At 54.9% G+C, this 25,162-nt stretch carries 21 protein-coding genes and 1 riboswitch; of the genes, 6 read left to right on the forward strand and 15 right to left on the reverse strand.

Annotation, left to right across the window (positions count from 1 at the left end; all coding sequences use genetic code 11):
* Positions 1-61 precede the first annotated feature (61 nt).
* Positions 62-2,851 carry a ribonucleoside-diphosphate reductase subunit alpha gene (locus tag MRBBS_RS18180; RefSeq protein WP_014873081.1) on the reverse strand — a complete coding sequence of 930 codons (2,790 nt, stop codon included), beginning with the start codon at positions 2,849-2,851 and terminating at the stop codon, positions 62-64.
* A 160-nt stretch (positions 2,852-3,011) separates the two neighbouring features.
* Positions 3,012-3,220: riboswitch (cobalamin riboswitch) on the reverse strand.
* 115 nt (positions 3,221-3,335) lie between these two features.
* Here MRBBS_RS18180 and MRBBS_RS18185 point away from each other — a divergent pair.
* Positions 3,336-4,028, forward strand: coding sequence for a DUF3047 domain-containing protein (locus tag MRBBS_RS18185; protein ID WP_041635385.1), 693 nt, complete (start codon positions 3,336-3,338; stop codon positions 4,026-4,028).
* A 35-nt stretch (positions 4,029-4,063) separates the two neighbouring features.
* Here MRBBS_RS18185 and MRBBS_RS18190 read toward each other — a convergent pair whose 3' ends face one another.
* From MRBBS_RS18190 to lldD, 3 genes are all read right to left on the reverse strand, one after another.
* Positions 4,064-4,666, reverse strand: coding sequence for an amino acid ABC transporter substrate-binding protein (locus MRBBS_RS18190; protein WP_014873083.1), 603 nt, complete (start codon positions 4,664-4,666; stop codon positions 4,064-4,066).
* Positions 4,667-4,745: 79 nt separating this feature from the next.
* On the reverse strand, positions 4,746-7,562 hold the full coding sequence (locus MRBBS_RS18195; protein ID WP_014873084.1) for an FAD-binding and (Fe-S)-binding domain-containing protein: 2,817 nt from the start codon (positions 7,560-7,562) through the stop codon (positions 4,746-4,748).
* Positions 7,563-7,589: 27 nt separating this feature from the next.
* Positions 7,590-8,744 carry an FMN-dependent L-lactate dehydrogenase LldD gene (gene lldD, locus MRBBS_RS18200; RefSeq protein WP_014873085.1) on the reverse strand — a complete coding sequence of 385 codons (1,155 nt, stop codon included), beginning with the start codon at positions 8,742-8,744 and terminating at the stop codon, positions 7,590-7,592.
* A 507-nt stretch (positions 8,745-9,251) separates the two neighbouring features.
* Here lldD and MRBBS_RS18205 point away from each other — a divergent pair.
* Both MRBBS_RS18205 and MRBBS_RS18210 read left to right on the forward strand, forming a co-directional pair.
* Positions 9,252-10,043, forward strand: coding sequence for a GntR family transcriptional regulator (locus MRBBS_RS18205; RefSeq protein WP_014873086.1), 792 nt, complete (start codon positions 9,252-9,254; stop codon positions 10,041-10,043).
* 73 nt (positions 10,044-10,116) lie between these two features.
* Positions 10,117-10,437 carry an RNA recognition motif domain-containing protein gene (locus tag MRBBS_RS18210; RefSeq protein WP_264641174.1) on the forward strand — a complete coding sequence of 107 codons (321 nt, stop codon included), beginning with the start codon at positions 10,117-10,119 and terminating at the stop codon, positions 10,435-10,437.
* A gap of 37 nt (positions 10,438-10,474) precedes the next feature.
* Here MRBBS_RS18210 and MRBBS_RS18215 read toward each other — a convergent pair whose 3' ends face one another.
* From MRBBS_RS18215 to MRBBS_RS18255, 9 genes are all read right to left on the reverse strand, one after another.
* Entirely contained in the window at positions 10,475-11,473 is a 999-nt protein-coding gene (locus MRBBS_RS18215; RefSeq protein WP_014873088.1) for an LLM class flavin-dependent oxidoreductase, read from the reverse strand.
* A 117-nt stretch (positions 11,474-11,590) separates the two neighbouring features.
* A complete protein-coding gene (locus MRBBS_RS18220; RefSeq protein ID WP_014873089.1) occupies positions 11,591-13,177 on the reverse strand; it encodes a gamma-glutamyltransferase family protein in 1,587 nt (528 codons plus the stop codon).
* Positions 13,178-13,237: 60 nt separating this feature from the next.
* The gene (locus tag MRBBS_RS18225) at positions 13,238-14,074 is read right to left on the reverse strand and encodes a sulfite exporter TauE/SafE family protein (protein ID WP_014873090.1); all 837 of its coding nucleotides are present in this window, start codon (positions 14,072-14,074) and stop codon (positions 13,238-13,240) included.
* Between the two features lie 20 nt (positions 14,075-14,094).
* A complete protein-coding gene (locus MRBBS_RS18230; RefSeq protein ID WP_014873091.1) occupies positions 14,095-15,420 on the reverse strand; it encodes a TRAP transporter large permease in 1,326 nt (441 codons plus the stop codon).
* Positions 15,417-15,959, reverse strand: coding sequence for a TRAP transporter small permease subunit (locus MRBBS_RS18235; RefSeq protein WP_014873092.1), 543 nt, complete (start codon positions 15,957-15,959; stop codon positions 15,417-15,419). Before MRBBS_RS18235 ends, MRBBS_RS18230 begins: the two co-directional genes overlap by 4 nt.
* Before the next feature lie 13 nt (positions 15,960-15,972).
* The gene (locus MRBBS_RS18240; protein WP_014873093.1) at positions 15,973-17,067 is read right to left on the reverse strand and encodes a TRAP transporter substrate-binding protein; all 1,095 of its coding nucleotides are present in this window, start codon (positions 17,065-17,067) and stop codon (positions 15,973-15,975) included.
* A gap of 375 nt (positions 17,068-17,442) precedes the next feature.
* Positions 17,443-17,889, reverse strand: a complete 447-nt coding sequence (locus MRBBS_RS18245) for an Lrp/AsnC family transcriptional regulator (RefSeq protein WP_014873094.1) — start codon at positions 17,887-17,889, stop codon at positions 17,443-17,445.
* 195 nt (positions 17,890-18,084) lie between these two features.
* Positions 18,085-18,372 carry a YkgJ family cysteine cluster protein gene (locus MRBBS_RS18250; protein ID WP_014873095.1) on the reverse strand — a complete coding sequence of 96 codons (288 nt, stop codon included), beginning with the start codon at positions 18,370-18,372 and terminating at the stop codon, positions 18,085-18,087.
* A 36-nt stretch (positions 18,373-18,408) separates the two neighbouring features.
* Complete coding sequence (locus tag MRBBS_RS18255; RefSeq protein ID WP_014873096.1) at positions 18,409-19,056, reverse strand: diaminopimelate dehydrogenase; 648 nt, start codon at positions 19,054-19,056, stop codon at positions 18,409-18,411.
* Between the two features lie 270 nt (positions 19,057-19,326).
* On the opposite strand from MRBBS_RS18255, the gene MRBBS_RS18260 reads away from it, so the two are divergent.
* Positions 19,327-19,677, forward strand: a complete 351-nt coding sequence (locus tag MRBBS_RS18260; protein ID WP_014873097.1) for a RidA family protein — start codon at positions 19,327-19,329, stop codon at positions 19,675-19,677.
* A gap of 185 nt (positions 19,678-19,862) precedes the next feature.
* Here MRBBS_RS18260 and MRBBS_RS18265 read toward each other — a convergent pair whose 3' ends face one another.
* Positions 19,863-21,749, reverse strand: a complete 1,887-nt coding sequence (locus tag MRBBS_RS18265; RefSeq protein ID WP_041635386.1) for a methyl-accepting chemotaxis protein — start codon at positions 21,747-21,749, stop codon at positions 19,863-19,865.
* A gap of 134 nt (positions 21,750-21,883) precedes the next feature.
* Positions 21,884-23,359, reverse strand: a complete 1,476-nt coding sequence (locus MRBBS_RS18270; RefSeq protein ID WP_014873099.1) for a PLP-dependent aminotransferase family protein — start codon at positions 23,357-23,359, stop codon at positions 21,884-21,886.
* Between the two features lie 203 nt (positions 23,360-23,562).
* Between MRBBS_RS18270 and MRBBS_RS18275 the strand changes: the two genes are divergently transcribed.
* Both MRBBS_RS18275 and MRBBS_RS18280 read left to right on the forward strand, forming a co-directional pair.
* Positions 23,563-24,186 (forward strand): LysE family translocator, encoded by a 624-nt coding sequence (locus tag MRBBS_RS18275; protein WP_041635387.1) that lies wholly within the window; start codon positions 23,563-23,565, stop codon positions 24,184-24,186.
* Positions 24,187-24,462: 276 nt separating this feature from the next.
* On the forward strand, positions 24,463-25,092 hold the full coding sequence (locus MRBBS_RS18280) for a LysE family translocator (protein WP_014873101.1): 630 nt from the start codon (positions 24,463-24,465) through the stop codon (positions 25,090-25,092).
* Positions 25,093-25,162: the final 70 nt, after the last annotated feature.

Genomic DNA, 25,162 nt, shown 5'->3' on the forward strand with positions numbered 1-25,162 from the left:
TTTGGGAGTTGGTAGTAAATGGGCAGACTTGAAGTCTGCCCCCGGAGTTCGGGCGCTAGGCTTACTGGCACGCTTCGCAATCTGGTTCGTCAATGCTGCAAACCTGGGGCTGCGGCGCCGCGACTGTTGCGGCTTGTTCGTTGGCGCCGGTGGCGCCCAAGGACCGCAGGTAATAGGTGGTTTTCAGGCCTCGCTCCCAGGCCAGTTGGTAGAGTTCGTCGAGTTTTTTACCGCTGGGTTGGGCCATGTACAGGTTCAGGCTTTGGCCCTGGTCTAGCCACTTTTGACGGCGTGATGCGGCTTCTACCAGCCAGCGAGTGTCTATTTCAAACGCAGTGGCGTAGCGGGATTTCAGTTCGGTGGGTATGCGTTCGATTTGCTGCACGCTGCCGTCGTAGTATTTCAGGTCGTTCACCATCACGTTGTCCCACAGGCCTTCGGCCTTCAGGTCACGCACAAGCGAGGGGTTCACCACGGTGAATTCGCCCGACAGGTTCGATTTTACGAACAGGTTCTGGTACGCCGGCTCGATGGATTGCGACACGCCCACGATGTTGGAAATGGTGGCGGTAGGCGCAATAGCCATCACGTTGCTGTTGCGCATGCCGTGCTTGGCAATCAGGTCACGCACTGGCGCCCAGTCCAGGCGGCTGTCGGTGTTTACGCTCAGGTCGCCTTCAAGGCGGGCGGCTTTTAGCAGTTCGATGGAATCGATGGGCAGTATGTTCTGGCTCCACAAGGAGCCTTCGTAGCTTTCATAAGCACCGCGTTCGGCCGCCAGCCGGGCAGAGGCACGAATGGCGAAGTAGCTCAGCTGCTCCATGGCCACATCGGCAAATTCGACCGCTTGCGGGCTGGTGTATGACAAGCGCAAAGCGTAGAGCGCGTCTTGGAAGCCCATCAAACCCAGGCCTACCGGCCGATGTTTCAGGTTGGAATTACGCGCTTGGGGTACGGCGTAAAAGTTGATGTCTATAACGTTATCAAGCATCCGCACGGCGGTGTCGACGGTGCGTTCCAGGCGTTTTACATCCAGTTCGCCGTTGCTGATGTGGGCAACCAGGTTTACCGAGCCCAGGTTGCACACGGCGATTTCGTCGGCGCTGGTGTTCAAGGTGATTTCTGTGCACAGGTTAGAACTGTGTACCACGCCTTTGTGCTGCTGCGGCGAGCGCAGGTTGCAGGGGTCTTTGAAGGTTATCCACGGGTGGCCGGTTTCAAACAACACGGTCAGCATTTTGCGCCACAGCTGCTTGGCGGGGATGGTTTTGAACAGTTCGATTTTGCCTTCTGCGGCCAAGGTTTCGTAGTGCTGATAGCGTTCGCGGAAGGCGTTGCCGTATAAATCGTGCAAATCGGGCACGTCGTTGGGGCTGAACAGGGTCCAGTCGCGATCTTGACGCATGCGCTCGACCAGCAAATCTGGCACCCAGTTGGCGGTGTTCATGTCGTGGGTGCGGCGGCGTTCGTCACCGGTGTTTTTACGCAGTTCCAGAAACTCTTCGATGTCCAGGTGCCAGCTTTCCAGATAAGCACACACCGCGCCTTTGCGTTTGCCGCCCTGGTTCACGGCAACAGCGGTGTCGTTCACCACTTTCAGGAAAGGCACTATGCCCTGGCTTTGGCCGTTGGTGCCTTTGATGCGTGCACCCATGGCTCGCACCGGCGTCCAGTCGTTACCCAAACCGCCGGCCCATTTTGACAACATGGCATTATCACGAATCGACCCGTAGATGGCTTCCAGGTCATCGTCTACGGTGGTTAGGTAGCAGGACGACAGCTGGGAATGGCGGGTGCCACTGTTGAACAATGTGGGGGTAGACGACATATAGTCGAAGGACGACAGCAGGTCATAGAACTCGATGGCGCGGCTGTTGGGATCGTCTTCACGCAGGGACAGGCCCATGGCCACGCGCATGAAGAAGACCTGCGGCAATTCCAGGCGGTCTTCTTTCCAGTGCAGGAAGTACCGGTCATACAGGGTCTGCAGACCCAGAAAGCCAAATTGTAGGTCACGCTCGGGTTTCAATGCAGCGCCCAGGCGTTCCATGTCGAAAGCGGCCATGGCTTCGTCCAGCAATTCGTAACGAATACCGGCGTTGATGAAGGTGCCCAGGGCTTGCGGGTAGACGTCGACAAGGCTCAAAGAGGTGTCGAGTTTCAGCGCGGTTACGCTTTCCAGCCGCAGCTGTTCCAACAGCAAACGGGCGGTTACGGCGCTGTAGTCCGGTTCGCGCTCTATGCGGCCGCGGGCGGTCATAATCAGCGCCGACAGCACCTCGGCTTCGTCGATGCCGTTGTACAGGTTGCGTATGGATTCTTCCACCAGGGATTCGGCGTTAATGCCGTCCAGCCCGAAGGCTGCGTTATCGACCTGCTGTTTCATCAAGCCCAAGTCTAGCGGTACGGTGCGGCCGCCAGCTTGTTTTACGGTCAGGGTTGGGTGAGCTTCTACCGGCTCGTTCAGGGCGCGTTCGCGGGCGTGCTCTTCACGGTAGAGAACGTAAGCCCGCGCCACTTTCTGTTCCTCGGCGCGCATCAGAGCCAGTTCTACCTGGTCTTGAATGTCTTCAATGTGCACTTTACCGCCCGCTTTCAGGCGGCGGCTGATGGCCTGCACCACCTGGTCGGTTACCCTGTGAACGGCGTCATTTATGCGGGCAGAGCCCGCCGCCTGGTCACCTTCCACCGCCAGAAATGCCTTGGTGACGGCAACGCCGATTTTTGAAGGGGTAAAATTGACCAGGTTGCCGTTGCGCTTGATCACTTGCAGCGACGCCGCGGTGGCCGCGCTCGCAGCGGGGGTTTCGGCCTGTAGCTTGTTCGACAGATCGTTAGAGAGGGCAGACATAGCAGGTTATCCTGAATACGCGTTTATTCGTTGTCTTCGCGTACGCAGGCAGTCACAACCGAGGCAACTTTTGAAGGTGCCATCAGGCAGTAATACGCACCAAGCCATGCAGACTGGAGTGCTGTTACTGAAACTGTTGCTGCTCACCTGTGTCGCGAAGGTGCAGTGATGCGTTCTTGGCAGGTCTTCGGACTTAGGGGCGTGAACGGTGTGTCTGTTCGTTCGGCCTTGTGTGGCGACTTCCCGGCAACTGCCAGTGTCTTTGTGCCACACTTGTTCCCCAATACCGCTGCGCGTCAGTTCCGGAGTCTCACCGGATTCCCGTTACCAGCTATAGTGATTTAAGCCGTTAAAAATGATCGTAGCTCACTACATCTGGTATTTGACCAAGAACCTAAACACTATATACGGGAATAACCCAATGAACAAGATAGTCTCCATACTCTCGGCATTCTCAACAACACTCGCGATACTGGCGTTGTTCATGTTCAGTTCCGTTGCATTTTCTCAATCAGAAGAGACAGCGCCCCACCTGCCCCGTTTCTCTGAGATGACAAGCATCTCCGACGGCTGGGAGCCTCTGGAATTCCCCAACATAGATCAGCACTCCAACTATCAACTGTTGGTTGAAGACGGTGTTCAGGTGGTCAAAGCCGACACGGCTGGAAGCGCATCCGGGCTGATTGCGCGGGTAAACGTGCAGCCTCAGGATTCGCTGATTCTGCGCTGGCGCTGGAAGGTGTCGAATGTGTTTGCCAAGGGCGATGCCCGCAGTAAAAACGGTGATGACTATCCGGCGCGCATTTACGTGGCTTTTGAGTTTCAGCCCGACAACGCCGGTTTTTTTGAGCGCGCAAAGCGCAAAGCAGTGGAGGTGATGTTCGGAGAAGCGCTGCCGGGTAATGCTATTAACTACATTTGGGCAAACCAGCTGCCTATTGGCGAATGGGTGAATAACCCTTACACCGATAAAACCCGAATGTTAGCGGTGAGCAGCGGCGCGGAAAAAACCGGTGACTGGGTGAGCGTTGAGCGGGATATTACGGCGGACTACCGCAAGGCCTTTGGGGAAGAACCGCCAGCCATTATCGGCATTGCCATCATGTCGGATTCCGACAACACCGGCGAGCAAGCAAGCGCCTGGTATGGCGATATACAACTTGTTAAGGCGCCATAGCGCTTATAAATTCGGAAAGCCAATAATTTTATAGCCTAGCCCCAAACGCCTTTCCGTGATAACAGCTTGGTGGAATGGAGATTTTCGTCGCCAGGCGCCGACAGCAATGCCTGCACAGGCTTGTGATAATCCACCAAATAGTCACCACGATTGCGCTTAAGCATATCAATTGCGGCGCGACGGTTTGGCGCTTCGGTCAGGGCTATATCGCTCTGTTTCTCCATCCACGACATCAGCCCGCCATAGTTATAGCCGCTGATGACAATCACACGTTTGTGCTTGATCTGGTCAAAAGTTTTCAGTGTTTCTGTTGTGTTCAGGTGCGAGGCGTGCAATTCCAGATTCACCGGGCTTTCCCAGCTTTCCAGGGTTTCGTAAACCACCAACGGCGTGCCACTGAGACCCGGAGCCAAGTCTATTATACCGTCACGCAGGTGCTGCAGCAGGCGGCTGAGGGGTAAAAAGACGAATTTGGTGGTGTAGCCCACCTGCAAAGTCTGACGAGTTGGCGTTGGGTCTGCTAACGCCGGTGGCGACGCCAATGCAAAACCGAACAGGCAGGCCGTACATACAGCCATGAACGCCAAACTGTATGTGCGGTAGCCAGGTTTGAGAAGCAACACAAAAAGGCAATCCATCGCGCTCACCTTAATCCACTGAAACGTTTTTTAAGACTATCAGAGCGCCAAAAATCTGCACATAAAAGCCCGTTAATTTTCAGGTAAGGGCTTGAACTGGCCGAGTTACCCGGTCTACCAGATACACCAGGCTGTGGTAATCCACGCCACTGTGGCTGCTTAATCCAATTTCACAGGTACGGCTAGTTGATACACCCTCGGTGCAATGCTGTACCACCGGTTGCAAGGTTCGCAAAGCGTGGCCGTTCAGTTCAGGCGTGGTGAAGCCTTTGTCGCCAGCAAAGCCGCAGCAATGAATGTCTTCTGGCACCACAACATGGGTGCTGCACTTACGGGCGATATCGATCAGTGCCTGCCCTTCCCCCAGATGCTGGGTGCTGCAGGTAACGTGTACCGCCACGGATTCGCTCTGTGGCATAAACTCGAGCCGATCCAACAGATGGCTGCGAATAAACCGTACTGGATCGTAAATATCCAGACCGTGATCCTGCTGTTGCAGCAACCGCAGGGTGCAGGGGCTGGTGTCGCAGTAGATCGGGTCGCGGCCGTCGCGGCTGGCCCGTTTTACCGCTGCCAGCATTTCGCTGCGTTTGCGATCCGCCTGCTGGGGGTAGCCTTTGGACGCAAACGGCTGGCCGCAGCATAGCGAATCCATGGCCTCTGGGAACACAACCTCGTAGCCGGCTTTTTCCAACAGCTGTCGGGTTTTTTCCAGCAGCGGCGCCTGCTCGCTGTCAGAACGCGCCGGGCCCATGGCGTGGGATACGCACGCTGGCAAGTACACCACCCGCGGCTTTTCAGCGGCTACCGCTGGTTTCGCATGTTCAACCCAGCGCACCGGTTGCGGCGTAGCGGGATTCCAGGACGGAACACGACCACCACTGAGTTTTTTACTGGCTTCGGTCCAACGCTGCAGGCGGGGTGCGCCTAACAAACGGTTGGCGGTGTCGGCCGCTGCCAGCATCAGCCGGGTGCCCTTCAGGGCCGTCGCAAAGTGTGCGGCCAGCCAATCAGCACGGCTATTGTGATGCGCCTTGCCGGCGCGCAGTTCGCGCACCAGGTCCCCGGTGTTGATCCCCACGGGGCAACGCTGGGCGCAAAGACCCGTGGCGGCGCAGGTGTCTATTCCCTGATATTGATAGGCTTCTTCCAGCTCACGGGTATCTACACCCGCGCGTTTTTTGGCCTGAATGTCACGCCAGATCACAATGCGCTGGCGCGGGCTCAGGCTCAGACCGTTAGACGGACACACCGGCTCGCAGAAACCGCACTCAATGCACTTATCGATAATCTCGTTGGCCGCTGGCATGGGCTTGAGATTCTTCAGATGGATGCCGGGGTCTTCAGACAGAACCACGTCTGGATTCAATATTCCCTGTGGGTCCAGCAGGCGCTTTATTTTCCACATCAGCTGGTAGGCGTCGGCCCCCCACTCCAGCTCCACAAACGGCGCCATGTTACGGCCTGTGCCGTGTTCGGCTTTCAAGGAACCGCCAAACTCCACGGCCACCAGCTGAGCCACCTCACCCATAAACGCTGCATAACGCTCTACCTGGGCCGGGTCGTCAAAACTCTGGGTAAACACAAAGTGCAGGTTACCTTCCAAAGCGTGGCCGAACAGGATGGCTTCGTGGTAACTGTGTTTTTCAAACAGCTTGATCAGTCGGTTAACGCCTTCCGCCAACTGTGGGATGGGAAAGGTCACGTCTTCAATAATCACCGTGGTGCCCGTGGGGCGCACGGCGCCGACAGCTGGGAATGTGCCTTTGCGGATGGCCCACAGCTGGCCAGACAAGGTGGCGTCTTCGGTGAAATCGACCTGTTGTTCCACGTGGAACGGCGCCAGCACCGCGCGAATCTGCTCTATCTGTTCGTCCAGCAGCCACTGGCTAGCGGCACGGGTTTCAATCAGTAAGGCACAGGCATCGTCTGACAGAGCTTTTACCCAGGCTGGCAAGCCGGGTTGGTCTTCCACCGATCGTATGCTGCGTCGGTCGAGTAATTCGACCGCATCCACCGGCTGCGGCTTCAACAGCGGCACGGCGCGGCAGCAGTCTTCAACATTGCCGAACACCACCAGAGTGGTGGCTTTGTGCGGGTATTCGGGCACGGTGTTGTAAGTGACGGAACTGATGAAGCCCAGGGTGCCTTCAGAGCCCACCATCAGGTGGGTCAGAATATCCAGCGGATCGTCAAAATCCACCAGTGCGTTCAGCGACAGGCCGGTGGTGTTTTTCATTCGATATTTGTGACGGATTCGGTCCGCCAGCGGGCTGTTGGCGCGGGTGTCCCGGCCTAATTGCGCCAGCTTTTCCAGCAGTTCGCTGTGGCGACGGCTGAAGGCGGCTACACTGGCGGGGTCTTCGCTGTCTAACACCTCGCCATCTGCCAGCACCAGGCGCATGGCATTCAGGGTTTTATAGCTGTTTTGTGCGGTTCCGCAGCACATGCCGCTGGCGTTGTTGGCAACAATACCGCCGATTTTGCAGGCGTTAATAGACGCTGGATCTGGCCCGATTTTGCGCCCCAGAGGCGCCAGAACGGCGTTAGCTTGGGCGCCAATCACACCCGGTTGCAGGCGAATACGGGCACCGTTATCCAGAATATCCCGACGGCTCCAGCCATCGCCCAGCACAATCAGCAACGAATCACTGATGGCCTGGCCCGACAAGCTGGTACCGGCGGCCCGAAAGGTAACCGGTACTCGGTGCTTGCCCGCCAATTGCAGCAGCGCGACGACCTCGTGTTCGGCGTTTACCCGCACCACCAGCTTGGGAATCAAGCGGTAGAAGCTGGCGTCGGTGCCGAACGCCAGCGTTGACAGAGGATCGTCAAAACGACGCTGTTCGGGAATCAGCTGATTCACGGCACTCACAAAATCGGCGGGCAAACTCATAACAACTCTCTTATTACCAATAAGGGCCTACCGGGCCGCCTGTTTTAGTTCGCGGACCAGCAATTCAGGGCTGATGTCAGCAATGGTTCGCGCGCCGGTGAGCACCATCGCTACGCGCATTTCGCTTTCAATCAATTTCAGCAGGTTAGTAACGCCCGCTTCACCATCCGCCGCCAGTGCGTAAATGTAGGCGCGCCCGATCATTGTGCAGTCGGCGCCCAGGGCCAGCATGCGCAATACATCCAGACCGGTACGAATGCCTGAATCCACCAGAATTTTCATATCGCCTTTCACTGCGTCCGCAATGGCAGGCAAGGCGCGGCAAGTAGAAGGCACACCGTCGAGTTGGCGGCCACCGTGGTTCGATACAATAATGCCATCGGCGCCAAAGCTGCGGGCATCACGGGCGTCGTCGGGGTCTAATATGCCTTTGATGACCATCGGGCCATCCCAGAATTCGCGAATCCATTCCAGGTCTTTCCAGCAGATGGACGGGTCAAAATTATTGCCGAGCCAGCCAATGTAGTCGCCCAGGCCGGTGGCGCTGCCGCGGTAAGCAGAAATGTTGCCCAGGTCATGGGGCTTGCCCAGCACGCCTACATCCAGCGCCCAGCGCGGATGGGTTATTGCTTGTAATATGCGACGTGGCGCCGCGTAGGGCCCACTCATACCGGAGTGGGCATCGCGGTAGCGGGCGCCAGGCACTGGCATGTCTACAGTAAACACTAGGGTGGTTACGCCCGCCGCTTTGGCTCGCTCCAGCGCGTTGCGCATAAAACCACGGTCTTTCAACACGTACAGCTGAAACCACATAGGCCGGCTGATGACGGGGGCCACTTCTTCAATCGGGCACACCGACACAGTCGACATGGTAAACGGCACGCCCTGGTTAGCTGCGGCGCGGGCGGCCTGCACTTCACCGCGACGGGCGAACATGCCGGTCAAACCTACCGGCGACAGAGCTACCGGCATTGACAGGGTTTCGTCAAACAGCTCGGTGGTCAGGTCCAGCTGGGTCATGTCATTCAGTACCCGTTGGCGAAGGGCAACGTCTGACAGGTCTTCCACGTTGCGTTTAAGCGTGTGCTCGTTGTATGAGCCGCCGTCGATGTAATGAAACAAAAAAGGTGGAAGCCGACGTTTGGCCGCAGCGCGGTAATCGGTAGACGCAGAAATAATCATCAGGCATGTCCTGTTCCAGTTGCAGGATGTGCGCCCCGCAAGCACGGGGCGCCTTCAATACAATGTTCTAGAGCCTTCAGCTAACTTAAAGAGCCCTCAGCTGGTTAAAGAGCCATTAACGGGTCTGTAAAGTCCAACACATAGGCCGCAATCAAGGCAATTATGCCTGTCATCAGCACGTAATACAGCGTTGGCCATACCGTGCGGCGCAACGTTGCACCCTCGCGGCCATGGCGTGGCGAGCCGGCCGCCGCAGGCCGATCAGCAGAAGAGGAACAAAGGCAAATAAACCCGTCGACATCAAAGAGCTCCTGTACTTGTTATTAGCTAGATCTCTTATAATTGGTAATACCAATTTACAATCTAGTGCCGACAGGTTAAAAAAACATCAGGCCCAGTGTCAAACGAAATTTAATAGACATTAGTGTACGTAGTCGTACGAGGGTATTGATGGAGACGGCAAAACCTTGTTAGATTTAGGAATTGGTCTTACCAAAGGTGTCAAAGATGGAATTGCCACAGATTCGCCAACGCCGGCTATCTGACACGATTATGGATCGGCTGGAAAGCATGATTCTGGAAGGCGCCCTGAAGCCCGGCGAACGGCTGCCCGCAGAGCGGGCTCTGGCCGAACAGTTTGGGGTTTCACGGCCGTCACTGCGAGAAGCGGTGCAGAAGCTGGTGGCCAAAGGGCTGCTGGTCAGCCGTCAAGGCGGTGGAAATTACGTCACCGACAAGCTGGGGTCTAGTTTTAGCGACCCATTACTGGCGCTGCTGGAAAGCCACCCAGAGGCCCACCAGGATTTGCTGGAGTTCCGCCACACCCTGGAAGCAGATTGTGCCTACTACGCCGCCTTGCGCGCCACCGAAGTAGATCGCAAACACTTGCAGGCCGCTTTTGATGAACTTCAGGCCTGTTACAGCGATAGTACCCACACCCAAGAGGCTCGCTCCAAAGAAGGCGTTACCGACGCGCGCTTTCACATGGCTATTGCCGAGGCCAGCCACAACATGGTGTTACTGCACACCATGCGCGGCCTGTTTGACCTACTCAAACGCAACGTGGTGACGAACATTGGCGGCATGTACGAGCTGCGCGGCGAAACCCGTGAGCGCCTGGTGAACCAGCATAGCGAGCTGTTTCGGGCCATTATGGAAGCACGGCCAAACGACGCCCGGCGCAAAGCAAGCGAACACATCAGCTACGTGCAAGAAGTGTTGACGAACAATCGCGAAGCAGAGGTGCGCACAGCGCGCGCAGAGCGTTATCGGTTTCTAGAAAACTTCGACAAACACTAGTTGCAGCTCAAGGCTCGGCAACCCAGTGTTATGATCAGCGAGAAAAGGCGGGCACTAAACGCAAAGTTGGCTGTTGCGCTTGTTCTTATCCAGCCATACTGAAACAATCGCGGGCACTAATTTCTATCACCCCTTATCATTATGGCCAACCATGCAACTATTAGTTCGTAATCTCGCCCGCACCACAACCGAACAGGAAATCCGCGAGCTGTTTGAGGCACATGGCACCGTGACCGAATGCACTCTGGTTCTGGACAAAGAAACCGGCAAATCAAAAGGGTTTGGTTTCGTTGAGATGCCCGACGCAAAACAAGCAAAACTGGCCAGGGCAAAGTTGCACGAAACGCGTCTGGGCAGCAACAAAATACGGGTAAAAACGGCTCAAGAAAAATAACAAACCAAGGTTTTCTGGCCCGAGTTTTAAAGCCCGGCTAACTCTTGAGAGCAGCCAGAATCTCAAACGAACGCAAGCGGTCTTGCTGGTTGTAAAGATCGCAGGTGAACAGAAGCTCGTCCGCCTGGGTATGCTGCAAAAGCGTTTGCAGTTTCTGTTTGACGGTGTCGCCACTGCCAATCATCGCCAGGCCCAGAAAATCTCGCACAGTTTGCTCTTCCTGGGAATGCCACAGGTCATCCATACTCGCGACTGGTGGGCGCATCTTCAGGCTCTGACCACGGATTAACGACAATATGCGTTGATAGGTGGTGGTGGCCAACAACTCGGCTTGCTCATCGGTGTCTGCTGCAACCAAAGGCACACCCAGCATCACATAGGGCTTGTCCAGAAATTCCGACGGCTGAAACTGGCTGCGGTATAGTTCTATAGCCTGCATCATCATGCGCGGCGCAAAGTGCGACGCAAAGGCGTAAGGCAAACCCTTTTTTGCCGCCAGTTGTGCGCTGAACAAGCTGGAGCCTAACAACCAGATTGGCACATTGCTGTTCACACCCGGCATAGCCACAACTTTTTGGCCTGGCTGGCGCGGCCCCAGAAATGCCTGCAGCTCTTCCACGTCCGCAGGAAAATTATCCACACTTCCGCTCAGGTGTTTGCGCAAAGCGCGGGATGTAAGTGGGTCCGTGCCTGGCGCACGGCCCAAGCCCAGGTCAATACGGCCCGGGTAAAGCGCTTCCAGAGTGCCGAACTGTTCGGCGATCACGATGGGCGCGTGGTTTGGCAGCATAACGCCCCCAGCCCCCACGCGAATTTTCTGCGTACCCGCCGCCAGATAACCAACCACAACCGCGGTGGCGGAGCTGACAATGGCGTCCATATTGTGGTGTTCGGCCACCCAGTAACGGTTAAAGCCTAACTGTTCCACATGTTTAGCCAGCGTCAGTGAGCGCTGCAAAGCCGGCGCGGCGCCTTCATCGTTGTCTTTTGTGGAGGCTAAATCCAATACTGAAAACGCCACGTCGTTTATGTTCATTGCCAATCACCCCTTCACTTCATGCTGTCACGATTTGAATAGCTCGCGTACTAGTAGCTTTTCATCACGATAACACATTGATACCGACGCAGACGTTGGGGATTGCCTACGGGGCACTCACAACCCGGCGACGCAACCATCACTTCGGGGATCGGCTGCGCCTTCTATAACGCCGTCCGGCCTCAACACTAATGCGCCGGCATGGCCCATGGTATCGCTGAAGGCTTCATTCAGTGGCTCAACGACATGCCCTGCTGCTTTAAGTTCGTCGACCAGCCCCGGTGCGATCCTGCTTTCCAGTTTCAGTGTGGTGCTGGTGTCGCCCCAGGTGCGGCCAAGTAACCATCGCGGAGCGGTCACGGCTTGCTGCAAACCCTGATTGAACAGAGCATAGCGGCTGAACACCATGGCCTGGGTCTGAGGCTGGCCTTCACCGCCCATGGTGCCGTAACTCATCACCCGTCCATCATCAAAATGCGCAAGGGCCGGGTTCAGGGTGTGGAAAGGTTTACGGCCGGGCTCCAACGCCTGCAACGCGCCGGGTTTCAGGGAGAAACTGATGCCCCTGTTCTGCCAGTTTATGCCGGTGTCTTTCAGCACCACGCCAGAGCCAAACTCCCAATAGATGCTTTGTATAAAGCTGACGGCACGGCCCGCGTTATCGATACACCCCATCCAGATGGTGTCGCCCGGGCTGGCAGGATCGGGCCATGGCATCGCCTTGGCGGGATCAATGTCTGCAGCCATGGCTGCCAGTTTCTCCGGGGACAGATAATCTGACGGCACTCCCGGCAATCTGTCCGGGTCTGTTACCAAACGGTCGCGCACGCGGAACGCCTGTTTGGTGGCTTCAACCAGGCCGTGAATATAGTCAAAACCTTCCGCTTCTTTTACTCCCAAACGATCGAAGATACCCAGAATCATTAATGATGCCAGCCCTTGAGTCGGTGGCGGCAGGTTGAAAATTCGGGCGCCCCGCACCTTTACCTGCAGCGGCGACACCAGCATGGCCCGACAAGATGCCAGGTCTGCGGCGGTTAACGGGCTGCCCAGGCGCGACAGCTCATCACCCATGGCTTTACCAAGTTCACCTCGATAAAAATCGTCCAGTCCAGCCCGGGCCAGTTGCTCAAGAGTGTTCGCCAGAGCCGCCTGTTTCATCAGTGACCCCGGCTGTGGCACCTTGCCACCGGGCATAAAGGTTTCAAAAAACCCAGGCGCGTCGCTCATCTGATGACTTTTTGCAGCTGTCAGTGCAGCCTGGCTTTCGGTGACAACAATGCCTCGGGTTGCCTGGTCGATGGCCGGTGCTAACAACCGTGCCAGCGGCATTGGCTTACCCCAACCACCTGCAATAGCCAGTGCCTCCTGCCAGCCGGCGACCGTGCCAGCGCTGGTCAGTGCCGCAAGCGGGCCACGGGAAGGTATTGCCTCGTAACCTTGGTAAAACCCGCGGGTTGCTGCACCCGCTGCACGACCGCAGGCGTCAATAGCCACCGGCGCCTTACCGGGCTCGTGGATCAGCCAGAAGCCATCACCGCCGATAGAGTTCATATGAGGGTAGACCGTTGCAATAGAAGCCGCCGCGGCAACCATCGCCTCTACCGCATTACCACCCTCGCGAAGCACATCACGGCCTGCATGCGCCGCCTGGTGGTGGGGTGCTACAAACATACCGTTCGCTGAATAGACGGTTTTAAGCATGATGACTTTCTCCGGAATGCGCCACAACGTCAGTCTTATATTGAGGGTATTGGCGGCTCATCAGATTACCAATCCGTAGAACATCCGCAACGACGTGATAAACAGAAACAGCGCAAACAGCTGCTTGAGTACAGTGGCGTTGATCGAGTGTGCTAACCGCGCGCCCACCGGTGCCATGAGCATCGTGGCCGGCACAATCAGCGCCAGGCCGACAAGGTTGATATACCCCAGCGTGAACGGTGGCCGCGACTCAACGCCAATGCCGTTGATCAGAAAACCGATGGCGCCCGGCACGCTGATCACAAACCCCAGCGCAGCACCCGTCCCGACCGCCGTGATCATGGGTATTCGCATGGCGCTTAGAACCGGCACGCTTAGAGTGCCACCACCTATTCCCATCAGGGTCGAAATGCCGCCGATAAACATCCCCAACACACCGGAACCGGCAGGTCCTGGCAGACCGTCACGAACACTGAAACTGTCTTTTTTGAAAGCCATGTTCAAGGCCACCAACAATGCGATAGTGGCGAACACGGCCGTCAATACTTGGCCATCCACAAAACCAGAGACAACAGCGCCAATAACCACGCCCACAATGACACCCGGTATAAGCTTCCGAAGAATATCCGCATCCAGGCTTCCACGTTTTAAATGGGCGCGAGAAGACATAATGGAGGTCGGGATAATCGTCGCCAATGACGTGCCTACCGCCACATGCATGCGGACAGCTTCATCGATGCCCAGAAATGTGAACAGGTGATAAAGCACCGGCACGATCACAATGCCGCCACCAACGCCCAGTAGCCCGGCCATAAGGCCAGCTATAATGCCAGTGACCATCAGCGACAGCGCCAGACCCGCCAGCCAGCCAATGGAATAATCAGCAAAAAAATCCATACTAAATTCCAGTTTGAGAATTACCAGCCAATTGCTTCTGGTAGCCAGGTTACCAGAGACGGGAACTGAAAGAGCAACACCAAAGCCAGCAATTGTAGTGCAACGAACGGCAAGACACCGACATAAATGTCACGGGTGGTGATGCCTTTTGGCGCAACGCCCTTGAGAAAGAATAACGCCCAACCAAAGGGGGGTGTGAGAAATGACATCTGCAGATTCATGGCCACCATGATCGCCAGCCACACCATGTCTGTGCCGTAATTCATAAACACCGGTAAGAACATCGGCAGGGCAATGTAAGAGATTTCGATCCATTCCAGGAAAAAACCGAGCACAAACAGCACCACCATCAGAAACAGGAGCGCTCCGAACTCGCCGCCCGGCAGCAGATCGAACATGGCATGCACCATTTGATCCCCACCCAGCCCCCGAAACGCCAGAGAAAATGGCTGGGCACAGAGCAGGATGAAGAACACCATGGCCGAAATAACCAACGTGCCATGGAGGGTCTCCTTAAGCATTGCGGGGTTGAAACCCTTAGCGACTACTGCAATCAGCAGTGCACCCAACGCTCCCATAGAGGCTGCTTCAGTCGGCGCGGCAACACCTCCAATGATTGACCCCAGCACCGCAAACACCAACAGCAACGGCGGCATGACATGGGCAAAGAGATCTTTGATGAGCTTCTTGCGGCTGGTCAAAGCCCTTTCCTCTGCTGGGATTGCCGGAACCAGCTCCTTCTTGAACACCCCGAGCAGCAGCAAATACACTATGTAAATACTGGCGAGGATCAGCCCTGGTATGAACGCCGCCGCAAACAGTGTCCCCACCGATTCCCCGACAATATCCGACAGCAAAATCAGTACCAGACTGGGGGGGATAATCTGACCCAACGTACCCGACGCACAGATGGTCCCGCAGGACACGCTCGGCGAATAACCCCGCCGCATTAATGCCGGCAGCGTCAACAAACCAACGGTCACCACGGTGGCACCAACGATGCCTGTGGAGGCCCCCATCAATACCCCAACCAGAATAATTGCCAGACCCATGCCGCCATTCAGACCACCCATCGCCTTGCCGATCGTTTCCAGCATGTTCTCGGCAACTTTCGATTTCTCCAGCATGACCCCCATGAACACAAACAGAGGAATCGCCAGAAGTGTGTAATTGGTTACCACACCAAAAAGACGCGCAGGCATCAGGTAAAACAAATTGGTACCGAAGCCGAGATAGCCCGCTACGAAGCCGGATACCGCCAACGAGATAGCCACTGGTACTCCAAGAATCATCAGCCCCAGAAAGCCTGCAATCATGCCAATCACGAGCCATTCGTTACCACTCATACTGGCTCCTCGGCCGTTAACTGCGCCGCAACCGGCATGGCTTTGTCAGGATTACGAAACTGGATAAGGGCACGGAAGCAATCCGCCACACCCTGTAACAGCAGCAATCCAAAACCCAAAGGTATAAATGCTTTAAGAAGATAACGAAAAGCCAGACCACCCGGGTCCGGGGAGCCCTCGTTCAGGTTGTAGGACTGAATTACGTAGAATATAGACAGCCAGGCAATGATGCCCCCTATAGCAACGGTCAACAGCGACGACAGCATGTCCACCAAGGCACGAAGACGCACAGAGAAGCGCTCGTAGAGAAAGTCTATTCGCACATCCGCTCGGTGTTTCATGGAATAGGACAAACCCAGCAGCGCGATTGGCGATACCAGATGCCACTCCAGCTCCTGCAACGATACCGGCCCGATGGAGAACAGGTACCGCAAAATCACATTGGTCGCTACCATCAGAACGAGGGCAAGCACGCAGAAGCGTGCCAGCCCACCCATTTGCTCCACCAGCCACTCAAGACCATTAACGATCGTTCGCAAGGCGAAGCTCCGGTTACAGATTTAGCAGGGGTTTCTCGCTCAGGGAGGCCCAAGAGCTGTGTTTGTCTTTGAACGCCATGAAGGAGTCGTAGACTTTTTTCATCTGCTCGTCAGAGTTCGCCATGGTTGAGAGCGTGTCGCTGGTCACTTCCTTAAGACGGCTGACAATGGGCGCAGGCAGTGGCTTGGCAATAACACCCTCGTTTTCAACCAGATCTCTCAGAGCATCAGCATTATTAGCCTCAGACCAGGCTAGGCTTTCCAGCACCGAAGCCTGAGCAGCCATTTGAATAATCATCTGCAAATCTTTGGGCAAACTGTCCCAAACCTTCTTATTGATCAGAAGCTCGGTGACGTTGGTGGGCTCATGCCAGCCGGTGGTGTAATAGTTTTTAGCTGCTTTATGTAGACCCAAGCGACGGTCTTGGTAGGGGCCAACAAACTCTGCGGCATCAATGACACCGCGTTCCAGGGCGGGGAAAATCTCGCCACCAGGCAACAGGCGAACAGACACACCAAGCTCGCTGTAGACTTTGCCGGCGAGGCCCGGAATACGCATTTTGAGGCCGTTCAGGTCGCTGACCGTTTCAATCGGATCACGGAACCAGCCGGTCATCTGCACACCTGTATTACCCATTGGAAATGCGATCAGGCCATACGGCTCATAAAGCTCATGCCATAATTTGAGACCGCCGCCATGGTAGAGCCAAGACATCATGCCCTGGGTGTTCAACCCGAATGGCACCGTGGTAAAAAACTGCGCGGCTGGAATTTTTCCAGCCCAGAAATAGGCATTCGCCGCGTTCATCTCGACGGTGCCTTGGGCAACCGCGTTAAAACCTTCCAGTGCGGGAATCAGTTCGCCTGCGGCGAAATGGGAAATATTCAAACGACCGCCGGACATCTCACCCACTTTCTGACAAAAGTCTGTCGGGCTACCCGGCCCCTGAACATAAAAAGGTGAGCCTGGCGGGTAGGCGTTCGTCATCTTCAGGTTGAAAGTTTCCTTCGAGGCGGCCGCGCTCACAATGCCGGGCGTGCCAAAAGCAATACCTGCGGTAGTGGAGGCAAGGGCAGCGCCCAGGAATTTGCGTCGGTTGATAGTCATATTGAAAGCACCTGTGAAATCGTTTGAGAACGGACAGCGCTATTCTCGATCACCGTCTTCACAGGTTTATGCAGGCCTTATGCCACATCTTAAAAAGCAAATAACTCACTCTTTTTATTAGCTTATTTTCTATCTACAGAAGAGTTTCTGTGGAAGAATTATGTATCGTTAGAGCGCACAAATTAATTATAACAAGGTCACACTCGGCATCACCTTGATGGGTGAAAAGCAAAAAACTGAACATTCAGCATTCAATTCGAAGGGCAAGATCAACAAACGGAAGTAAAATGCCACCATCGCATCCGTTTGTCATATCTGCACCAGATCCGTCCAAATGCCCGAACCTGGAGCAGAGTCTGCCGATGACAGTAGCGTTTAGAGTCGAGCACCGCCCCGGCGATGTTTCACCCGTTTGAGCAGCGCACTTGATTCAATGGCGAGAATTTCCGGGCGGGCAAACAGGTTCTCATTAACAAACGAATTGAAGGTTTCGTAGCTGTCCGTGAGGGTGTGGATGTGCAGGCTTTTGAGATCGGTCATGATATAAAGGCTGACCACTTCCGGCTTGGATGCCAAGTCGTCCGCAACGGCTTCAATTGCAATGGGTGCTACCTTTAGATCAATAAAAGTAGAGATTACTTTACCCAGCTTTTCCGGATTGATCACCGCAGTGAACTGCTCAATCACGCCGCTCTCGACCATCGCCTGAACACGGGCTCGGGCATGGGTACGGGAGACATTCAGTTGGCGCGCAATGTCCGCAAAGGAAGTGCGTCCGTCTTTGATCAGAAGGTTCAAAAGTGCCGTATCGAGCTTGTTCATAAGACCTGTCCTACTTCGGGGTCGGTGTCATCGTAGATACACGTTCAACGAGAAGTAACTATCAGCCGCTTGAAGTCAAGTGCCTGAAATGACCCTAAACCCTTCGTTTAGCGAAAAACGGCGAGCCGGATCATTGGGTCGATTGCTCGGTTATCTAGCCGGTTAAATAACAAGACGAACTTTTGTTAAGGAACACTAAGGAACGGCACGCTCGACTATGCACTCGTAACCACCCATTTCGAATTCACGGCAGATGAACGGGCGCTTCTGATAAATTGAGCAAGACATGGTGTTGCGGTCCAGCGCGGCGCACCAGCCGTCGTCCAGTCGGGCCATGGTGCGGCTACCCCACTGGTCGGTTGCAATGAAGCGCTCTGGCACGCCGGTCTCTGTAATCAACATAACTTCGAGGCGACAGCAGCTGGCCTGGCAGCTTGAGCAGCTGATGGTGCTGTCTGGCAGGTTCTCTGCTTCAATCCTCATTGGAATGAGCCATTGTATTCTCCGCGGGCGTTGTAATCAGAGCAGCTCTTTGCGCAGCTGTGACGGACTTTTGGGTGACAGCAAACCCGGTGCGACATCAAACACGGTTTTGGCTCCAATTTCACCTGAGCGCGCCAGCCTGTAAACAGCCCGAGTGTAGGCTACCAGAACACTGGCGGTGAACTCGAGGTTATTGCCCAGAGCCAAAGAGCACTCAATGGTCTGTTTGCTGTGGGTTCCGGTATCGGTTTTACGTTCCGGCAAAATGGTTTCACCAAACAGGCGGTTCAGTGACATTAGACCGGGGTCCCAGCCCGTAGCCAAAAGCGCAATATTGCCAGACTTTTGTGCTGCACCATTGAGTGCTGCAAAGTATTCATTCACTTTTTCATGGGTGTCAAAACTGTCCACCGTGTTAAAAAACTGCGTCAGGTGTGGCCCCTGTTCCGGTAGATCGGTTTTAGAACCACCACACAGAATCATCACATCCACTTCATCCTGATACTGCTCGACATCCGCCATAGCGTATACCGGCACCTTTTGATCTAAAAGTGTCACGCTGGCAGAATCACGGCGACTAAACACGCAAATCAGCTCCATGTCTGAATTTTGTGCCAAACACGTTTCCACGCCCCGGCCCAAACTGCCATAACCGGCAATGGCTACTCTGATCTGATCTGTCATGGTGATTGAATCCATTTTCTTAAAACAATTTTGTGTACGAGAACGCAGCTTCGAGGGCTTTGCAGAAGCCTAGTTCGTCGGTAAGCGCATAAAATAGACCCTCAAAATTAGCACGATAATACGCCAACTTTTAGTCTGCATCAGAAAGTACCGTTTGGCACACTCAAAAACGGATGACTACGCCACCACAAAAGCCTTAAAAGTGCGCTTGGGTGCCATAACAGCATTGCTGCTATCATCTTAAATTAGATTTTTTACCAAGAGGAATTTATGGAAATTCAAAGATTTGAAACAGGCACTCGGATGAGCCGCGTTGTTGTTCACAATCAGACCGTGTATCTGGCTGGCCAAGTCGGCAATGCCTCTGATGACGTAGCTGACCAAACCCGTGAAGCACTTGCCCGCGTTGATGCACTATTAACGAGCGTTGGTTCTAGCCGTGAAGATTTATTGCAGGTGATCATCTGGCTTTCTGATATGGCTGACTTTAAGGCTATGAATTCGGTGTGGGACGCGTGGGTACCGGCTGGCCATGCCCCTGCCCGAGCTTGTGGTGAAGCACGCCTGGCAAGGCCTGAATTAAAGGTTGAATTGATCGTTACGGCCGCAGCAAGAAGCTGATTTGATAGTAGCCGCAGCATCATGCTGCGGCTCTGGAACTTGAACAGAAACAACCTGAATCTCGACCAAGATAGCCGTTAAGGCCCGGCCCCCGGTCACTTTTCTGCGCCATCAGGACACCAGCAGATACACCACCATCAGCACAGCCTCGATGAAGAGGCTATGAGACGTCTACGGCTTAACTCTTAAACCCTGAAGCGGGAAACATTCTTGCTTAAAGTTTGGCCAATGGTTTCAATATGACCACTGTAAACATCGTTCTCACTCGCGGCAGCGGAAGCCTCTTGGCCTTGGTCTGCGATGCGCGTGATGGATGCGTTGAGCTCTTCGGTCACTGAGGTTTGCTCTTCAGAAGCCGTCGCAATTTGCATTGTCATCTGGCTAATGGACGTTATTGCATCGGCTACCCGGTTCAATGCATCCATAGCGTCCTGAGCTTTCTCCATGCTGACATTGGAAACAGCCTTAGACGCGTTCATCCCAGCAACAGCATCATTAGCCCCCTTTTGCAGGCGCTCGATCATGCTGTTTATCTCTTTGGTGCTGGTTTGGGTTCTTTGGGCCAAGTTTCGCACCTCGTCCGCTACCACGGCAAACCCGCGGCCGGCGTCGCCCGCACGAGCCGCCTCTATTGCAGCGTTCAGGGCCAGCAAATTGGTTTGTTCTGCAATTCCCTGAATTACTTCAAGCACCGAGGTTATCGAAGTTACATCTTTGCCCAAATTGTTGATGACTTCGGCTGCAGCATTCACTTCTTGCGACAGTTTTCGCACCGCATCTCTGGATTGGTCGACGGTTTCCAATGAAGCTCGGCTTTCCTTATCGGCCGTACTGGCCGCATCGGCTGTTTGCTGAGCATTCTGGGCGATTTCACCTGCGGCTGCGGACATTTCGTTAATAGCAGCTGCCACCATATCCACTTCGGCTTGCTGGCCTTCAACGCTCAACCGGCTTGCGCTGGCGGTTTTTTTCAATGCGACCACATTCGTTGCGAGGTCATCACTGCCACTTAGAACATCGTGCACGACCACTTGAATATTTTCGATAAAGCTATTGAAGCTGCCCGCGAGTTCTCCGAATTCATCCTTGGCACTGGCATCCAGGCGCTGGGTTAAGTCGGCATCACCAGAACTGATGTCTGCCATTGCAGAGTTCAAACGCCGCACTGGGGCCATCAGTATTTTGATACCCGCGTGTAAAATGAACAGCGATACCAGCAAACCCACGAGCGCAATGATCATCCCGGTCGTGCGGGCGCTTTGCATGGGAGCGTTGATTTTGTCGACGTTCACAAAAGTGCCCAGATACCAGTCGACGCCTCGCGCATTCTTAATCGGGTGAAAAGCGACTCGCCACGCCACATCGCCTGATTCATAGAATTGACGAAGCCCGTCAAACTTGGGCGGCACGCCAATCAAATCTTTAATGTTTTCTCCGATCAACTTGCTGTCGGGATGGAACAGGACAACACCTTCATCATTAACCAGGCCCGCGTAGCCAGTGTCTGCAAGCGTTATGGTGCCGAGCATTTTTTTGATAGCGCTCAAGCTTATATCCGCACCTGCCACACCAACGTTACTTCCACCGCTAACAGGCGCCAAAGCGGTAATGATCATTTCGCCGCTCGACGCGTCGCGATATGGCTCGGTAAACGAAGCCTTGCCTTCCGCCATGCCTTTTTTGTACCACGGGCGACCGCGGGGGTCGAAGCCAGCTGGGAGCGTTGCTTCCGCAGCCGTTGACTCCATAAGCATGCGACCCTCTTTATTACCGAGATACACATTAATGAAGCCACCGCCGGTAGAAACGGTTTGTAAAATATTACGCCTCTGTTCATCACTCTGTGCGTTTCCTAGACTTTCCGCCACAGCCTCTGTCATCACCAACCGGGTATTAAGCCATTCGGCGATACTGGACGTGTTCTGCGCCACAGCGTCTTTGATCAGTGCGTCGACGTAGGTGCTCGTTGTGCTTTTCAGCCGCATGTCGCCAACAATGGTAATAGTGCCCATCAAAAGCACTAATATTATGCCAAATGTGACCAAGAGCTTTTGCCCGAAAGTTAGTTGCACAGTATGTCCTCGTCTTTTTGCAGGCGGGTTATAAAGAATACTCATATAGGTAGGCTTATCGGCAGGAACTGCGATGTCTTTAATCAATTTTGCGACTGATTAAAGGCGAACGACAGTAACACGAAGGTCGCTTACTACAGGCAGGTTTTCGCCGCTACTGTTGTTCCTGCTGTCCCGACGCGGACGTCGCTCGGCTCCTGTTCCATGAGTTGGCCGATGGTCTGACCGACCTTCAGCACCGCCATCTCCACTTTGCGAGTGGGCAGGTTGGCGAAGTTCATCCGAATGCAGTTACGGTATTTCCCCGCCGCCGAGAAAATATTGCCGCTCGCCACTTGCACGTTCTGCGCTTCCAACAGGCGATTGAGGGCATAGGTGTCGAACTCTTCCGACAGTTCGATCCACAGCGTAAACCCCCCTTGGGGTTGGCTGACTCGGGTGCCCGCCGGGAAATAGCGGTTGACCCATTCGCTCATCAGGTCGCCGTTGCGCTTGTATTGTTTGCGCATACGACGCAAGTGCTGGTGGTAATTGCCCTTGGCGATGAATTCGGCAACCGCCAACTGGGGTTGTGTCGCCGTGGCGCCCGAGCCAATGTATTTCATGTGCAGCACCTGTGGCAGGTAGCGTCCCGGGGCGATCCAGCCGATCCGAAGGCCGGGTGCCACTGTCTTGGAGAATGAACTGCACAGAAGAACCCGATTGTCCTCATCAAAGGACTTCAGTGAGCGCGGCCGCGGATAGCGATATGATAGATCACCATAGATATCGTCTTCAATGATCGGCACGTCAAAACGCTGGGCCAGGCGGACAAGCTTGAGCTTGCGATCGTCGGGCATGATGTAGCCCAGGGGGTTGTTACAGTTGGCAGTCAATTGGATAACTTTGATCGGCCATTGCTCCATGGCCATTTCCAAGGCTTCCAGGTTGATGCCAGTGACAGGGTCAGTGGGAATCTCCAGTGCCTTGAGGTCGGCGGCCTTGAGAATTTGCGTGATGCCGTGGTAGCTCGGCGAGGCAATGGCAACGATGTCGCCGGGCACGCAAACCGCGCGTATGGCGGTAGACAGGGCTTCCTGGCAACCGCTGGTGACGATTATGTCGGCCGGGGTCAGGCTGCAGCCCGAATCAATGGACAGCCGAGCGATTTGTTCACGCAATGCCAATACGCCCTGGATGTGGTTGTACTGCAGGCTTGCGCTGTCACTGCGCCGGCTGATACGGGCCATTGTGGTCAGCAGCGGCTTGAGGGTCGGCGCGGTTACATCCGGCATGCCGCAACCCAACTGAACGGTACTGGTACTCTGATCGTAGCGCATCAGCTCCCGAACCATGTCCCATTGGGAAATGTTCACTGGCCGCAAGATCGGACGGTCCATTTGCGGTAATGGCGCCACTCGCCTGTCGGCGGGAACGAAATAGCCCGACCTGGCGCGCGGTATCGCCAGCCCGGAACATTCCAATACATGGTAGGCCTGTTGCACGGTTGTCAGGCTGACACCGTGCTCATGGCTGAGGGCGCGTAAAGAGGGTAGGCGCTCGCCAGGCCCGTACAGGCCCTGCTCGATGCGGCTGCTGATGAATTCGGCGAGGTTCAGATAAAGAGTCATAACTCTGACTGTAGCTTTTCGTTTGTTGCTTGAAAAGCGACAGATAGGGGGTTTTTTGAAATTTTTATACGAAAAAAGGCAGTCTGTATTTAAAAAATTCATCACTTCTGTATCTGTAATACACCTCGGTGCCTTGGGATGATATGCCCTATAAAGATCCGCAAGTTCCTGGCGCCGCTGACGCTGATCAATGGAGCGTGACAATGCAGAGTCTCGACTATTACTCGATCATTTTGTTCGTGATCGCCACATGCGTCACGCCAGGACCTAACAACGTAATGTTGATGTCATCGGGGGCGAATTTCGGGATGGGCCGCACGATGCGACATCTGGCAGGGATCAACATCGGTTTTCCGCTAATGTTGATGGCCGTCGGGCTGGGCGCAGGGGACATCTTTCGCCAATACCCAAGGCTGCAGGACGGACTGAAAGTGATAGGCGCCGTGTACCTGCTGTATCTGGCCTACCGGATAGCCAGCACCCCCGTGGTGAACATGGATGATCCGTCGGGCAAGCCCTTGGGGTTCACCGCTGCGGCATTGTTTCAGTGGGTTAACCCGAAAGCCTGGGTGATGGCCGTAGGCGCAGTACTGGCATTCACCTCAACCTTGGGGCCCTTCAGTGTGCAGGTCGTACTGATTGCTCTGCTGTTCTTTTTGTTCGGTTCACCCTGTTCGTTGATTTGGGTATTTTTTGGACAGTATTTGCGACGTTTCCTGAATCGGCCGTCGTGTTTAAAGGCGTTTAATATCACCATGAGCCTGGTGCTATTGATATCGTTAATTCCGGTTTTTAAAAGACTGTCATTTCCGCAATGGGGGTTTTGAACCCACAGAAAAGTTGTTAAGACGCAACCAGTGCGATCAATTTGCACTCGGCGCCTTTGGTCGACAGCGTGCAGATTATCGATGTCGCGCGCTTCCACACAACACGGGGCGAGCGACTGTACAAACAATCTGAGCTGACGCCCTGAATGGGGGAAACCCGCGCCAAGGAGCCAGATCATCGTTGCTTCAGGTAGGTTTTTCGGCAAGCCACTTTAAGCCAGCAATAGCTTGCAGTGTTCACTGTGCGCGCTGACGCGATGGGTATGAGAGGGTTCTATGTTTGAGTTTTCGAGTTTCGCTGCAGCACTGGGAGTTTACGTGATCGGCACCGCAAGCCCGGGGCCAGGCAACCTGGCGATTGCGAATACCTCGCTCAATTACGGGCGCACACCGGGCCTGGCGTTGGCCGCCGGGGTCATTTCCGGGTCGTTGTGCTGGGGTGCAATGACGGCTGCCGGCGTCTCGGCGATGTTGATGTCCAACACGCAGGTGCTGGTGTGGTTGAAAATATTGGGCGCCTGCTATCTGTTCTTCCTGGCCTGGAAGTCGATCCGCGGTGCGCTGGCGCACAACGTCGTGATCGTGGAGCGCACGCAGGACAAACAGACGCGCAACCTAGGCTTCTATTTGCAAGGGCTTGGCATTCACTTGACCAACCCCAAGGCAACCTTGACCTGGTTCACCGTGACCACTGTCGGGCTGAGTGCCAGCGCGCCGATCTGGGCCAGTTTTGTCCTTGTGGCGAGCTGTGCGGTTTTGGGAGGCGTGATTTTCTGCACTTATGCACTGGCCTTCTCCGCGCATTCGGCGGAACGGTTTTTCACCCGTACCCGTAAATCGTTCGGGCTGATTTGCGCGGTCTTTTATTCGATGGTGGCCATCGGTTTTCTCAGCTCGCTATTCTGAAACACCGGAAAAAATTTCATCCATAAAACGCAAAACTATCATGCACTTCCGGGCACTAACTTGGCAATTG

This window comes from Marinobacter sp. BSs20148 (assembly GCF_000283275.1).
Lineage (GTDB): Bacteria > Pseudomonadota > Gammaproteobacteria > Pseudomonadales > Oleiphilaceae > Marinobacter > Marinobacter psychrophilus.

What these genes read in the sequence shown, in the direction of transcription:
- lldD (WP_014873085.1), bottom strand. Translation starts at nt 8,744, where the DNA reads ATGATTATTTCTGCGTCTACCGATTACCGCGCTGCGGCCAAACGTCGG.
- MRBBS_RS18240 (WP_014873093.1), bottom strand. Translation starts at nt 17,067, where the DNA reads ATGACTATCAACCGACGCAAATTCCTGGGCGCTGCCCTTGCCTCCACT.
- MRBBS_RS18230 (WP_014873091.1), bottom strand. Translation starts at nt 15,420, where the DNA reads ATGAGTGGTAACGAATGGCTCGTGATTGGCATGATTGCAGGCTTTCTG.
- MRBBS_RS18255 (WP_014873096.1), bottom strand. Translation starts at nt 19,056, where the DNA reads ATGACAGATCAGATCAGAGTAGCCATTGCCGGTTATGGCAGTTTGGGC.
- MRBBS_RS18250 (WP_014873095.1), bottom strand. Translation starts at nt 18,372, where the DNA reads ATGAGGATTGAAGCAGAGAACCTGCCAGACAGCACCATCAGCTGCTCA.
- MRBBS_RS18180 (WP_014873081.1), bottom strand. Translation starts at nt 2,851, where the DNA reads ATGTCTGCCCTCTCTAACGATCTGTCGAACAAGCTACAGGCCGAAACC.
- MRBBS_RS18185 (WP_041635385.1), top strand. Translation starts at nt 3,336, where the DNA reads ATGTTCAGTTCCGTTGCATTTTCTCAATCAGAAGAGACAGCGCCCCAC.
- MRBBS_RS18270 (WP_014873099.1), bottom strand. Translation starts at nt 23,359, where the DNA reads ATGACTCTTTATCTGAACCTCGCCGAATTCATCAGCAGCCGCATCGAG.
- MRBBS_RS18280 (WP_014873101.1), top strand. Translation starts at nt 24,463, where the DNA reads ATGTTTGAGTTTTCGAGTTTCGCTGCAGCACTGGGAGTTTACGTGATC.
- MRBBS_RS18260 (WP_014873097.1), top strand. Translation starts at nt 19,327, where the DNA reads ATGGAAATTCAAAGATTTGAAACAGGCACTCGGATGAGCCGCGTTGTT.
- MRBBS_RS18205 (WP_014873086.1), top strand. Translation starts at nt 9,252, where the DNA reads ATGGAATTGCCACAGATTCGCCAACGCCGGCTATCTGACACGATTATG.
- MRBBS_RS18225 (WP_014873090.1), bottom strand. Translation starts at nt 14,074, where the DNA reads ATGGATTTTTTTGCTGATTATTCCATTGGCTGGCTGGCGGGTCTGGCG.
- MRBBS_RS18195 (WP_014873084.1), bottom strand. Translation starts at nt 7,562, where the DNA reads ATGAGTTTGCCCGCCGATTTTGTGAGTGCCGTGAATCAGCTGATTCCC.
- MRBBS_RS18190 (WP_014873083.1), bottom strand. Translation starts at nt 4,666, where the DNA reads ATGGATTGCCTTTTTGTGTTGCTTCTCAAACCTGGCTACCGCACATAC.
- MRBBS_RS18215 (WP_014873088.1), bottom strand. Translation starts at nt 11,473, where the DNA reads ATGAACATAAACGACGTGGCGTTTTCAGTATTGGATTTAGCCTCCACA.
- MRBBS_RS18220 (WP_014873089.1), bottom strand. Translation starts at nt 13,177, where the DNA reads ATGCTTAAAACCGTCTATTCAGCGAACGGTATGTTTGTAGCACCCCAC.
- MRBBS_RS18275 (WP_041635387.1), top strand. Translation starts at nt 23,563, where the DNA reads ATGCAGAGTCTCGACTATTACTCGATCATTTTGTTCGTGATCGCCACA.
- MRBBS_RS18245 (WP_014873094.1), bottom strand. Translation starts at nt 17,889, where the DNA reads ATGAACAAGCTCGATACGGCACTTTTGAACCTTCTGATCAAAGACGGA.